This is a genomic window from Thermogemmatispora sp., assembly GCF_019683635.1.
Classification (GTDB): domain Bacteria; phylum Chloroflexota; class Ktedonobacteria; order Ktedonobacterales; family Ktedonobacteraceae; genus Thermogemmatispora.
This window is the reverse complement of record NZ_JADGIA010000154.1, coordinates 1-12,481: the sequence shown is the minus strand read 5'-3', so window position 1 is coordinate 12,481 and position 12,481 is coordinate 1. Positions and strand designations below refer to the sequence as shown.

At 60.6% G+C, this 12,481-nt stretch carries 9 protein-coding genes; 3 read left to right on the top strand and 6 right to left on the bottom strand.

Going from position 1 to position 12,481, the window contains the following annotated elements; genetic code table 11:
* Both topA and IRZ31_RS15570 read left to right on the top strand, forming a co-directional pair.
* The coding region (gene topA / locus IRZ31_RS15575; RefSeq protein WP_297155256.1) for a type I DNA topoisomerase at positions 1-2,452 on the top strand (2,452 nt) is incomplete at its 5' end.
* 159 nt (positions 2,453-2,611) lie between these two features.
* On the top strand, positions 2,612-3,697 hold the full coding sequence (locus IRZ31_RS15570; RefSeq protein ID WP_297155255.1) for an isocitrate/isopropylmalate dehydrogenase family protein: 1,086 nt from the start codon (positions 2,612-2,614) through the stop codon (positions 3,695-3,697).
* Positions 3,698-3,958: 261 nt separating this feature from the next.
* On the opposite strand, the gene IRZ31_RS15565 is transcribed toward IRZ31_RS15570, so the two are convergent.
* The 3 genes from IRZ31_RS15565 to gmk form a co-directional block, all read right to left on the bottom strand.
* Entirely contained in the window at positions 3,959-4,483 is a 525-nt protein-coding gene (locus tag IRZ31_RS15565; protein WP_297155253.1) for a cupredoxin domain-containing protein, read from the bottom strand.
* A 301-nt stretch (positions 4,484-4,784) separates the two neighbouring features.
* The gene (glpX, locus tag IRZ31_RS15560) at positions 4,785-5,801 is read right to left on the bottom strand and encodes a class II fructose-bisphosphatase (RefSeq protein ID WP_297155251.1); all 1,017 of its coding nucleotides are present in this window, start codon (positions 5,799-5,801) and stop codon (positions 4,785-4,787) included.
* 30 nt (positions 5,802-5,831) lie between these two features.
* The gene (gene gmk, locus IRZ31_RS15555) at positions 5,832-6,470 is read right to left on the bottom strand and encodes a guanylate kinase (RefSeq protein ID WP_297155249.1); all 639 of its coding nucleotides are present in this window, start codon (positions 6,468-6,470) and stop codon (positions 5,832-5,834) included.
* Positions 6,471-7,008: 538 nt separating this feature from the next.
* Here gmk and IRZ31_RS15550 point away from each other — a divergent pair.
* Positions 7,009-9,030 carry an NFACT RNA binding domain-containing protein gene (locus IRZ31_RS15550; protein ID WP_297155247.1) on the top strand — a complete coding sequence of 674 codons (2,022 nt, stop codon included), beginning with the start codon at positions 7,009-7,011 and terminating at the stop codon, positions 9,028-9,030.
* On the opposite strand, the gene rpoN is transcribed toward IRZ31_RS15550, so the two are convergent.
* From rpoN to selD, 3 genes are all read right to left on the bottom strand, one after another.
* Complete coding sequence (rpoN, locus tag IRZ31_RS15545) at positions 9,016-10,461, bottom strand: RNA polymerase factor sigma-54 (protein ID WP_297155245.1); 1,446 nt, start codon at positions 10,459-10,461, stop codon at positions 9,016-9,018. The two genes, IRZ31_RS15550 and rpoN, sit on opposite strands and share 15 nt — an antisense overlap.
* Positions 10,462-10,577: 116 nt before the next feature.
* Positions 10,578-11,267, bottom strand: coding sequence for a ribonuclease III (gene rnc, locus IRZ31_RS15540; protein WP_112427660.1), 690 nt, complete (start codon positions 11,265-11,267; stop codon positions 10,578-10,580).
* Between the two features lie 5 nt (positions 11,268-11,272).
* Complete coding sequence (selD, locus tag IRZ31_RS15535) at positions 11,273-12,277, bottom strand: selenide, water dikinase SelD (protein ID WP_297155243.1); 1,005 nt, start codon at positions 12,275-12,277, stop codon at positions 11,273-11,275.
* Positions 12,278-12,481 lie beyond the last annotated feature (204 nt).

The window sequence follows — 12,481 nt, the reverse complement described above, 5'->3', positions numbered from 1 at the left end:
TTTTGCGCCACAGTATGAAATTATCGAGGAGCGAAAGGGCGTCATTGCCGAGCTGAAGGCGGCGTCGAAGAAGGCCGAGGAAGTCTATCTGGCCCCCGACCCTGATCGCGAAGGGGAGTTCATCGCCTGGTCCCTGATGCAGACCCTGGGACTCAAGAATCCGCGCCGCGCTGTCTTTAATGAGATTACGCGGAAAGCTGTACAGGAGGCGATCCAGAAGCCGCGGACTATTAATGAAGATCTATTCAATGCACAGCAGGCGCGTCGGGTGCTTGATCGTCTGGTGGGCTACAAGATTAGTCCCCTCCTGTGGAGACGCGTCCAATCGGGCACCAGTGCTGGGCGGGTGCAGTCGGTCGCCTTGCGCCTGATCTGTGATCGTGAGCGGCAGATCCGGGACTTTGTGCCCCAGGAGTATTGGACGATTACCGCCCTGCTAAGCAAGCAAGGCGAGCAGGAGCGCTTTGAGGCGACGCTGGTGGCGCGCCTCAATGAGCTGACGGGCCACCAGCCGACGGAAGGGGAGGAAGAAGGGGCAGCTGAGAGCGATGAGGGTGAAGGGTCATCGGAGGGGGAGAACGAGCGTCGCTCTGAGGAGACGCGGCGACGCTTGCATATCGCCAATCAGCAGGAAGCCGAGGCCATTCTAGCCGAGCTACGCGGGGTGAGCTTCTCGGTTTGGCGCCTGATCCAGCGCGAGGTGCGTCGTCAGCCGCCGCTCCCCTATACAACCAGCACCATGCAGCAGGATGCCTCGTCGCGCCTCTACTTTAAGCCCAAGAAGACGATGAGCCTGGCTCAGCAGCTCTACGAGGGCATCGAGCTGGGACCACGCGGCTCACAGGGACTCATTACCTACATGCGCACCGACTCGACGCGCGTCTCTGATGAAGCGAAGGCCAGCGTGCGTCGCTTTATTGAGCAAACCTATGGCCAGCCCTTCGTCGGATCGGGGCGCGTTGGCAAGCTCAAGGCCACGGCCCAGGATGCCCACGAGGCGATTCGTCCGACGGATGTGACGCTCACGCCTGAGCAGGTGCGAGAATATCTAACGCCTGATCAATACAAGCTCTATAGTCTGATTTGGCGCCGCTTTGTGGCCAGCTTTATGACGCCAGCGCTCTTTGACACGGTGCGCGCCGATATCCTGGCAGGCCAGTACGTCTTTCGGGCCAGCGGCTCCCATCTCCGCTTCCCTGGTTTCTACGCCGTCTGGCCACGCGATGAGGAAGAGCGTCTACTGCCGCTGCTCGCTGTCGACGAAGTGCTGGCCCTTCATGAACTGCAGCCGCAGCAGCACTTTACGCAGCCGCCGCCGCGCTATACGGAAGCTAGCTTGATCAAAGAGCTGGAGGAGCTGGGCATCGGGCGTCCCAGTACCTATGTGCCCATCATCTCAACCATTCAGGAGCGGGGGTACGTTACCCAGGAACAGCGTCGTTTTGTGCCAACCTGGCTCGGCGAAACCGTCAACGAGCTGCTCAATAAGCACTTCCCTGAGATCGTTGATGTCGGCTTTACTGCCGATATGGAGCAGAAGCTGGACAATGTTGAGGAGGGACGCCAGTCCTGGACCGAGTTTCTGCGCGATTTCTATGAGACCTTCAAGGAGATGGTAGCCAGAGCCGAGGCTGAGATGGATCGCGTGCAGAAGCCGGTCGAGGAGCTGGACGAGCTGTGCCCCGAGTGTGGCCGGAAGCTGGTGATCCGCAGCGGGCGCTTCGGTCGGTTTATCTCCTGCTCGGGCTTTCCGGAGTGCCGCTATGGGCGCTCTTTTGTCAATAAGACCGGGGCCCTCTGTCCGCAGTGCGGTGGCGATCTGGTCGAGCGTAAGACGCGTCAGACCAAGCGCACGTTCTATGGTTGCAGCAACTACCCGACCTGTAATTTCGCCATCTGGGAGCGCCCGGTGCCGGAACCGTGCCCGCGCTGCGGTGGATTGATGGTGATCCCGCGCGGCGGCCAGGAGCCGGTCTGCTACGAGGAGGTCGTGCTGCCACAGCAAAATCCCGAGGAACAGCCCCAGCAGAATGGCCTGGCATCCTCCCGGCGAGGCACCGCGTCCAGACGCAAAAAGGCCCAGAAGAGCACGGAGCCAGACGCGGAGGCCAGCCCCTCTTTGAATGGGATGACAGAGACGACACAGGCGCCTTCGGCAGCCGGGGAGCTGCCCTTGCCCACAACTGTCAGAGCCAAGAGCAGGCGGACGCGTTCAGCCTCCCAAGCAACCTCCAATGGGAATGCTACGGGCAGCGAGCAGAGACGGAGCACAGCTAAAGCTTCTACTGCTAAAAGCAAGAGTAAGAAGACTGAGAAAAAGACGGGATCTGCAAAGAATAGCAAAGGGAGCAAAAAGCGAACGACCAGGGCAACAAAGGCAACGACTGCCAGGACTACCAAGGCGGCGAGTGCATCGCTGGCTGCCACTCCTGCTGAGTCGGATCAGCGCTAAGGGCCTTCCCTCGCTCTGCCCATATCTCCAGGGCGCCCGGTTCCCGCTCAGTCCAGCCTGGTAGCACGGGTGGGCTTATGGCTGGCACTCGTGCTATAATCTCTACATGATTGCTCAACCTCTTTGCTACGAACAAACTCTGCAGTTCTGGAGGACTTCATGCCGCATGCGGTAACCCTCATTCCTGGAGATGGGACCGGACCGGAGATCACCACGGCGACCCGCCGCGTGCTGGAGGCGACGGGGGTAGAGTTCCGCTGGGAGGTCTGCCAGGCGGGCATGGAAACCCTGGAGAAACAGGGCACGATCCTGCCTGAAGACGTTATTGAATCGATCAAGCGCACCAAGGTGGCTCTCAAGGGACCGATTACCACGCCTGTTGGCAAAGGAGTGCGCAGCGCCAATGTCACACTACGCAAGAAGCTGGATTTGTATGCCAACGTCCGTCCCGCCAAGACCTACCCAGGGCTCCGCTCCCGCTACGAGCATGTTGACCTGATCATTGTGCGCGAGAATACTGAGGATCTCTATGCTGGCATTGAATTTCAGCGTGGCTCATCCGAGCTGGCAGAGCTGATTGAGCTGGTAGAGCGCACAACCGGGACGCGCCTGGACCCCGAATCGGCGATCAGCCTCAAGTATATTTCGGTGGCCGCCAGTCGCCGCATTGTTCGCTTCGCCTTTAACTATGCCCGTGAGCATGGTCGGCGCAAGGTCACGGCTATTCATAAAGCAAATATTATGAAGTTCTCCGATGGCCTCTTCCTCGCCACGGCCCAGGAGGTGGCCCGCGAGTATCCCGATATCCAGTTTGAAGACCGCATTGTTGACAATATTTGTATGCAGCTCGTACAGAAACCGGAGCAATACGATGTCTTGGTGCTTCCCAATCTCTATGGAGATATTGTCTCCGATCTGTCCGCGGGTCTGATTGGTGGGCTAGGTGTGGCGCCCGGGGCCAACATTGGCAACCAGTACGCTGTCTTCGAGCCGGTACATGGCAGCGCCCCGAAGTATGCCGGTCAGAATAAGGTCAATCCGATGGCCATGATGTTTTCCGGTGTACTGATGCTTCGTCATTTGGGTGAGAAGGATGCGGCCAATCGACTGGAGAAGGCCATTGCTCAAGTGATCGCTGAAGGGAAAAACGTTACCTACGACCTGAAGCCACGTCCCGATGACCCAACAGCGGTTGGTACCTCCCAGGTAGCTGATGCCGTGATCGAGAAGCTCCAGCGCCTCTGAGCGGCGAGGCCGGCCCGGCCCGTCGCTCCGTCCATTCGAGAGCGAGAGACATGCATTTGCAAGCGCTCGCCGCCCTCGTGAGATAGACGCTGCCAAGAGGCTGATGGGACTCGCTTCAGCGCGCCGTTCTTTGCTTCATCAGTGGCTGACATCTCCTCCGCTGTGGAAGCGGGAGCCTGAAACGAGCCCCTGGCTTCCCTACTCGTGGTGCCTGTCTTCGCTTCTCTCTGATGGGCGATCCTGGCCCGCTCGTTCAGCTCGTCAGGCGGTCACGATGATGGTGGCTGTCATGTAGGTATGAATGCTGCAGTGGTATTGATAGGTTCCCGCTGTGGTGAAGAGCAAGGTGAAGGTCGCGCCCTCCCCAATGGTGTCAGAGTCGGAGAAGGCTCCATTGTTGCTCGTGACGGTATGCGGCGCATCCGATTTGTTGAGCCATACGACTCGTGTGCCTTTCTTGATGGTCAGCGTCTGCGGTGAGAACTGGTAGCGCTCGTTCTGTTCAATAATCTGCACTTGTACAGTAGTAGCAGTGCTGGAGGCTGACTGAGTCGCTTGGGACGTCGTGGTCGGGGGCGGGCTGGAAGTGAGCTGACTACTGCTGACTGTTGGGGTGACAGCGCTGCTAGTGGGGGAACTTCCGTTGCCGCAAGCTACCACGAGCAAGGTGACAAGGACGGCCATCCCGAGTACGAGGAGCCTGGCTCCGGCTCGCTGCTGCTGCCCGCCTGAGCCGTGCCCATCGTCATGAAGTGCCTGAGCCTGGTGAAGGGGTTTGAACGGCATATTGTGCTCCTTATCCTCTTCATTAATGATAGTGGTGAGGAGATACACCTCTTCGGTGAGCAGGCAAGGCGGCGCCGTCTCTTGACCTGTCTCTCTAAGGGCAATACGCCGGGAGGTTACATACAGGCAAGGCGTGGAGGGGCAAGGGAAGTGTCTGTAGCTAGGGGGCAGCGCTCCCCATTCCACTCGTCTGCTTGTTGAGACGATAAGCTGGCTGAAGGTCAGCCGTGGGCGGTAGAGGGCGAGAGCTGAGGGCATGGGGAGCGCTGTTTTGCAGCGCGTCAGGGGGCGAAAGCGCTGGCTAGCGTGTTGTCTGAGCTTGAGAAGCGCCCAGGCCACGGCGCCACTTATGGCGCGCCTGGATATAGCGCACGGTGCCAGAGCGCGAGCGCATCATAATAGAGGAGGTGCGAGCGCCCCAGCCGAAGTACTGGACGCCATCGAGCAGCTCGCCGCTGGTAATGCCCGTGGCCGCAAATGAGACATCGTTACTGTGCACCAGATCATCGATGGTTAAGACCTGATCGAGGTCGATGCCTTCGGCTTTGAATTTCTCACGCTCCTCATCCGAGCGTGGCCAGACCTTGCACTGCATCGCGCCGCCCAGGCACTTAATAGCAGCTGCGGCCAGCACGGCCTCCGGAGCGCCGCCAATTCCCATTAAAACATCGACGCCGCGGTAGTCTTCCATAGCGGCCAGAATCGCCGCGGCCACGTCGCCATCGCTGATCAGGCGGATGCGAGCCCCTGCCTGGCGAATCTGGCGGATGATCTCCTGGTGGCGCGGTCGATCCAGAATGATCACCGTCAAGTCGTCGATCTGAGCGTCCTTAGCCCGGGCGATGCGCTCCAGGTTCACAGCAACTGGTGCGTTGATGTCGATGACATCCTTAGCCGCGGGACCGACGGCGATTTTCTCCATATAGAAGACTCCGGGCGGCGCAGAGTACATGCTGCCGCGCTCGGCGGTAGCAACGACTGCCAGCGCGCCTGGCAGGCCCAGGGAGAGCAGGCGTGTGCCGTCGATCGGATCGACTGCAACATCCACTTGCGGCGGAGAGCCGTTTCCGACGCGCTCTCCGATATAGAGCATGGGCGCCTCGTCCTTCTCGCCTTCACCGATGACGACGATGCCATCCATGTCCACACCATCAAGGGCCTGGCGCATGGCGTCCACGGCGGCTTGATCGGCTTTCTCTTTATCTCCCCGTCCCATCCAGCGGCCCGCGCTCAGGGCTGCTGCCTCGGTAACACGTACCAGCTCCATTGCTAAGTTACGCTCTTTGGTACCGGATTGCTCAAAACGAATATCCGTCATACGGCCTCCTCTCAAACGTCTGAAGCTGCCTTAGAGTTCTACATAACGCGGTTGGACTCGGCAATGTTCAGCGATCATAATTGCCCGAACCTGCTCGACCGCCTGGGCGAGCTGGCCCTCGCGGTTAATGACCAGATAATCGTACCAGTGGTACTGGGCCAACTCGTTGACCGCATCGGCGAGACGCCGGCGGAATTGCTCCGCGTCTTCGGTCTGTCGCCGGCTCAAGCGCTGAGCCAGCTCTTCCTGCGTCTCGGGGGCCAGGAAGATAAGGATGGCCTGGGGAATCTTGCGCCGAATGGTGGCGGCACCCTGCACATCAACCTTGAGCAGGACATCGCGGCCTGCTGCCAGGTTTTCCTTAATTTGACGTCGGGGTTGCCCGTACCAGTTGCCATGAACATTGGCATACTCGATCAGCTCGTCGTTGGCCACGAGCTGCTGAAATTCCTCGTAGCTGATAAAATGATAAGGGTGGCCCTCGCTCTCCCCAGGCCGGGGAGCGCGAGTTGTCACCGAGGTCACCACATGGAAGTCCATACCTTGTCGCTTCAGCGCCTCGATGACGCTATCCTTGCCCGTCCCCGAGGGTGCGGACAACACAAAGAGCAGTCCTTGCTTCTCCGCTGGCCGGAGCGTGGCGCTCTCTCTCTCGGCTGTAGGCTCCATCTCAACGTGCATGCTGCTTTTCCCGCTCTGCTGTGCTATGCTCCGCTGTGCTGCTGTCCCAAGGTGTATCCCTGGCAGGCCGCCTGACCGACCGCCCGAGCTGATCCGCTTCTCCCGCGCAGTGCAGGACCGGCAAGGCAGAAGAGAGGCTCCCCCTTCCCTGGAGAGTGACCTGGCTAGTGGGCTGTGATGGACGTCCCTGTCTGCTGGTGTATTGACGTTTTTGATTGCTCTTGGCCTGCTCAGGCCGGTAGCTGAGATCCCCGGCCTGACAACTACCGCTCGGAGGGGGCTGACAAACCGAGCCCCTGGCCGCTCGGGCGACCGAGCCGACCAGATAAAGCGATCGCTCAACTGGCTACGCGGGCATCGCGACGCGCAGATGAGGCTTCCCGGGAGCACAACGCTTGCGAAGAAGGCTGCGCGAAGAAGGGGCCGCTCTGCTCTCCCTGGCGCCTGCCCGGCGTAAGGGATGAACCAGGACTGCTATAATTGTACAATATCCCGAAACGCTATAGCCACCGGTGAGGTTTCTCGCATGTATGTCGACGCCATCACCCTTGCTGCTGTTGCTGATGAGTTGCGCGTACTCTTAACTGATGCGCGTGTTGAGACAATTATCCCGCCCACGGAACACTCCATTGCCATCGAGTGCTACTGTCCGCCGCGGGTGGGCGAGGACGAAAAAGGGCAGAAGCGCTGGCTCTATCTGTCAGCCCATCCGCAGCTGGCGCGCTTGCATCTGACACTACGCAAACCGCCGCGCGCAGTACCAGAGCCCCCGCCCTTTGTGATGCTGCTACGCAAATATCTGGAGGGGGCGCGCCTTGAGGCCGTCGAGCAGCCGCGCTGGGAGCGTGTGCTGCACCTGATCTTTCGGACGCGGGTCTGGCGTGGCCATGAAGATGAGGCACCTGCCTTGGAGACTGGCGAACAGGCTGAGCGCGCCGGCCAGGGGCCAACTGCCAGCTATCAGCGACTGCGCCTGATTGCTGAGATCATGGGGCGTACCAGTAATATTGTGTTGTGCAATGAAGCGGGCCTGATTCTCGGCTGTCATAAGCGCATTGGGGCAGACATTAACCGTTATCGCGTGATCATGCCGAACGTTCCCTATGTACCGCCGCCCCCTCAGCAGCGTGCCTTTGCCGGTCAACTTCTGCCGCGTCTGGAGCCGACGACTGTCACCGCGGCCCAGCTGTCCATTATCCCGGGCAATGAGGGAGGAGAGTCGGCCCCTGTGGAAGGAGGAGAGAGCGTTAAGGCGGCACCACGGCGCAAGGAGGCGGCGCCTCGGCTCTGGCAGCTTCTCGTTCGTCACCTCCTTGGTTTCAGCCCCTTGCTTGCACGGGAGGCGGTCTATCGCGCCCTGGGCAACAGCGAGGCCGGGCTGGAGCTTAGCCAGGAACAATGGGAAGAGCTGGCCTGGAATATTCGTGAGCTGGCTGCCCTCTACGATACCCGCCGCTGGCATCCACAGCTCGTCGAGCGTCTTGAGCCAGCCTCTGTGGTGGCAGGAGAATCAGAGGCACGAGGTACGCCACTGGCCTTTGCGCCCTATGTGCTGGAGCAGTATAGCACGGTGGAGGGGGTGCGCATTCGCGAATCGCCGTCGATCAACGTGCTGATCGACGACTTCTATGCCCGTAACGAGTGGCTCGATGCTCTTGAGAGCCGACGAGCGCCGCTACGCAAATTGCTCCAGACCCAGATAGAACGCTGCCGGCGCCGTGCTGCAACACTGGAGGAAGAGCAGCGCGCGCTTGCTGAAGCGGAGAACTATCGTCGGCAGGGCGAGCTGTTGCTAACCTTTCAACGTGAGATAGAGCGAGGGCAGACGCAGGTCCGCCTGCCCGATCTCTTTGCCGCCGACGTGGCCCAGGACAATCTTCCCGAGGTCACTATCGAACTTGATCCGCGTCTCGATGCCGTGGGCAACGCCAACCGACTTTTTGCCAGATATCAGAAGATGCGCCGGGCGGCGGCGCTTCTGCCCGAGCAGATAGAGCGCAACCGGGCGGAGCTGGCCACGCTAGAGCAGCTGCTTACCGACTTGCAGCTGGCCGAGACGCCGGATGAGATTGAGCTGGTCAAAGCCGAGATCCAGGCCGCTGGCTATCTGCATGAGAAGAAAAATTCTGAGGCACAGAGAAAGGCCGGGAAAAAGAAGGCTGGCCGTGGAAAAGCTGTACCTCCTGGCGGGGGTGTCCCGCTCTACATCCAGAGTGCCGATGGCTTCACTATTCTGGTGGGGCGTAACAGCCGGCAGAATGAGGAGGTCACCTTCCACCAGGCGAGTGGCAACGATATCTGGCTGCATGCTCGCGGCGTGCCGGGCGCCCATGTCATCATCAAAGCGACGGGCCGCCAGGTGCCACAGAGTACTCTTGAGCAGGCGGCCAGCCTGGCGGCCTATTACAGTCAGGCACGTGGCAACAGCAGCGTACCCGTTGACTACACGCTCCAGCGTCACGTACGTCATATGAAAGGAGGTGGCCCGGGCCTGGTCGTCTACGACCACGAGCGGACCATCTACGTGCGTCCCTCAGCGTTCACGTGAGGAGCCGATGCCCATCTCCTCCCGGTACTTGGTCACGGTACGGCGGGCCAGATGGATACCGCGCTCGGCCAGCAAGCGGCGCAGCTCCTCATCGCTCAGGCGTCGCTGAGGCGCCTCCTGCTGAATGATCTCACGCAGAATATCCTTGACGCCAAGCGAGCTATCAAAAAAGTCAGAGAAGGGGATCAGGCGCCCGTTGGGCAGCAGAGCGTACTTGTTCGCGGTGGCGCGGCTCACCGTACCCTCGTCGAGGCCGAGGCGCGCCGCCACCTCGGCCCGAGTCAGCGGGCGCAGGTAGCGAATCCCTTTCTCTAGAAAATCGCGCTGCTGTTCGACGACGATCTCCGCCACTCGTTTCAGGGTGCGCCAGCGGCGCTGAACACAGTCGATAAAAAAGCGTGCCCGGTCGCTCTGTTGGGAGAAATAGCGCTGCAGGGCGAGACTTGCGCTCTCGCCATCTGCTGCGTGATAGCCGCGGTTGACCGCGAAGTGATAGCGCTTCTCTTCGATGAGTTCGACCTCGAAGCCGTTATCGGCACGGCGGATAATGACGTCTGGGTGCACGTACATAGCGCTGCTCTCGCGTTGAGAGGCATGGCTATCCAGGCGGTAGGTATGGGCAGGGAAGGGGTACAAACGGCTGCGGATGTAAGCACTTGCGGCGCGGACTTCCTGTTCAGGCACCTTCAGCTCGCGAGCGATCTCCTGGTACTGACTGCGCCCCAGGCGATCGAGATGGCGCTCGATCAGCGTACGAGCCAGCGGATGCGGGGTCTCCTGTTCGGCCAGTGCTTCCAGCTGGATCAGCAGGCATTCGCGTAGATCGCGGGCGCCGATGCCTACTGGTTCCAGGGTCTGGAGTTGCTTGAGGACGTACTCGACTCGCTCTAGCGGGACATCGAGGTAGCGGCTGATCTCCGCCGTGCTGATTTCCAGATATCCCCGCTCGTTCAAGTTCCCAACCAGGTGCTCGGCAATGGGGGCCTCTTCGGGAGGAATAAGGGCTTCCAGCTGTTGCAGTAGGCGTTCAGCCAGAGATTCGGGCGTCGCGATTCGCGCCAGAGGATCATCCTCAGCCTCGGCATCGGCCTCGACGAAGCCATAGTTGTCCATGTCGTAGAAAGGCTGAAGGAAGCGCTCCCCGGCGGCGCCGGCGCCATTTTCGACGGGGGGCGTAGCGCTGCCCTCTGGGGCCCCGACTGGTGCATAGTAGCCGCACGAGGTGCAGACGCTGCCGCTACCGCGGAGCAAGGTCCCACAGAAGAGGCAGACGCGCTGCTCCTGAACCTCCAGGGCCGGATTCTCGGTCTGCTCTTGAGTAATGCAGCGCTCCAACTCATCGGAAGACAAATGCAAGATCGTACTCGCTGTGATCAGCCGCGCGCTGACTCGCAGGGTCTGCTCTGGACGCGGCGTTGGCTCCAGTCGCATGCGTTCTCCTCCTCCCTATCCTGCTAACCAACCAACCAACCAACCAACCCTTTCTTCCCGAAAGAGTAAGCATCGTGCTTTTCAACAAGTTTTTGCTGGCGCACGGAGCTGCCTGACTACAGCCAGCCGCGGCTATCCAGAGCTGCGTGGGCAGCTTCCTGCTCGGCTGCCTGTTTGTTGCGTCCCTGGCCACGACCAATGACCCGCTCGCCGAGGAGCACCTCAACTGTGAACTCACGGTTGTGAGAAGGACCTTCCTGGCTGACCAGGCGATAAGAGGGAGTAATGCCCTCGCGGGCCTGAGCCAGTTCCTGGAGCAGAGATTTGCTATCCTTAAAGAGGCGCTTCTCAACAATAGTGCGGGCTAATGGCTCCACGCGGGGGATAATCACGCCACGCACCGCCTCCAGCCCTTGATCAAGGTAGATCGCTCCCAGCAGCGCCTCGAACGCCGAGGCGAGCACGCGCTGGCTGCCCCCGCTCTGCTGCTCGCCCTTTCCGAGGAGCAGGAACGAACGCAAATTCAGGTCACGTGCAAACTGAGCGAGGGTCTCCGTCTTCACCAAAGCGGCGCGCAAATTGCTCAGCTCGCCCTCATTGAGCTGAGGAAACGTGCGGTAAAGGAAATCAGCGCAGACAAAAGCCAGGATCGAATCGCCGAGGAACTCCAAGCGTTCGTTCGACTCGCGCCCGGCGCCGGGTGTTTCATAGATATAGGAGCGATGGGTTAGGGCCAGTTGCAACAGTGCAGGGTCGCGAAATTCGATACCCAAGGCCTCTTCCAGTGCTCTATATCCTGCAGCCATTGTCGTTAATACACCTCCAGTGACACCTGTGCCTCCTCAGTATGTCTGGTTGTCACCTCGCCGATGAGCCAGAACGGGGCAGAGGACTCCAGAGCGGCCAGACGGGGCCACAGCTCTGGAGCGATCGCTGCCAGCAGACCGCCCGATGTCTGCGGGTCCCAGAGAATCGCCTCCGCCACAGTGTCCAGTCCCTGACCCAAACGGACATGAGGGCCAAAATAGGCCCGGTTACGACTCGTCCCGCCGGGAGTGCAGCCGCGCGCCGCGTATTCCGCAGCATGGGGCAATAGTGGCAGTGCGGAAAACGTCAGGCGCATGCTTGTCAGGCTCTGAGAGGCCATTTCCCAGGCGTGGCCGAGCAAGCCGAAACCAGTCACATCGGTCACGGCGTGCACACCTCCACTGGAGGCAGCCAGCTCCGCCAGAGCGCGACTGGCCTCGCGATTGAGGCGCGTCATCGAGGCCACGGCTGCCGCCAGATCCTCCGCAGTGACCTGATCGCGCTTGTGGGCCGTGGTAATCAGACCTGTGCCGAGCGGCTTGCTCAGGACCAGCAAGTCGCCGGGCTGGGCGCCGCCTTTTGTAAAGATGCGCTGTGGGTGAACGCTGCCGGTGACGGCCAGCCCATACTTTGGCTCGCGGTCGCTGACCGTATGCCCTCCGGCGATGACAGCCTGGGCCCGGGCTACCGTCTCGGCTCCGCCGCGCAGAATCTCGCTCAACAGCTCCATTTCTAGGTCGTCGGGCCAGGCGACCAAATTAATGGCCATCAAAACCTCGCCGCCCATCGCGTAGACATCGCTCATGGCATTGGCGGCAGCGATCGCGCCGAAAGCATAAGGATCATCTACCACGGGCGGGAAGAAATCCGCCGTGCTAATGATCGCCTGCTGCTCGTTGATCTGGTAGACTGCCGCATCGTCGGCGGCACTCAAGCCTACGAGCAGGGAGGGCGGGACACTCTGGGCTTTCAGGGGACGCAGAACCTGCGCCAGGGCCGCCGGGCCCATTTTGGCCGCTCAACCGGCACAGCTGGCGAGCGAAGTTAAGCGGATACGCCGACCGGTGCTCATAGCTGGAATGTTCCGTGCTTGTAACCCGTTTGAATCAGGTGCAAGGTCATTGTAACGCCTTGGGATAAGGCTCGTCAACGCTGTAGACGGGCCGTTCTCACTGTGCTACTCTATATTCAGCTGTGCGGGCCTGAGTAGGCC

What these genes read in the sequence shown, in the direction of transcription:
- IRZ31_RS15570 (WP_297155255.1), top strand. Translation starts at nt 2,612, where the DNA reads ATGCCGCATGCGGTAACCCTCATTCCTGGAGATGGGACCGGACCGGAG.
- IRZ31_RS15565 (WP_297155253.1), bottom strand. Translation starts at nt 4,483, where the DNA reads ATGCCGTTCAAACCCCTTCACCAGGCTCAGGCACTTCATGACGATGGG.
- glpX (WP_297155251.1), bottom strand. Translation starts at nt 5,801, where the DNA reads ATGACGGATATTCGTTTTGAGCAATCCGGTACCAAAGAGCGTAACTTA.
- gmk (WP_297155249.1), bottom strand. Translation starts at nt 6,470, where the DNA reads ATGGAGCCTACAGCCGAGAGAGAGAGCGCCACGCTCCGGCCAGCGGAG.
- IRZ31_RS15550 (WP_297155247.1), top strand. Translation starts at nt 7,009, where the DNA reads ATGTATGTCGACGCCATCACCCTTGCTGCTGTTGCTGATGAGTTGCGC.
- rpoN (WP_297155245.1), bottom strand. Translation starts at nt 10,461, where the DNA reads ATGCGACTGGAGCCAACGCCGCGTCCAGAGCAGACCCTGCGAGTCAGC.
- rnc (WP_112427660.1), bottom strand. Translation starts at nt 11,267, where the DNA reads ATGGCTGCAGGATATAGAGCACTGGAAGAGGCCTTGGGTATCGAATTT.
- selD (WP_297155243.1), bottom strand. Translation starts at nt 12,277, where the DNA reads ATGGGCCCGGCGGCCCTGGCGCAGGTTCTGCGTCCCCTGAAAGCCCAG.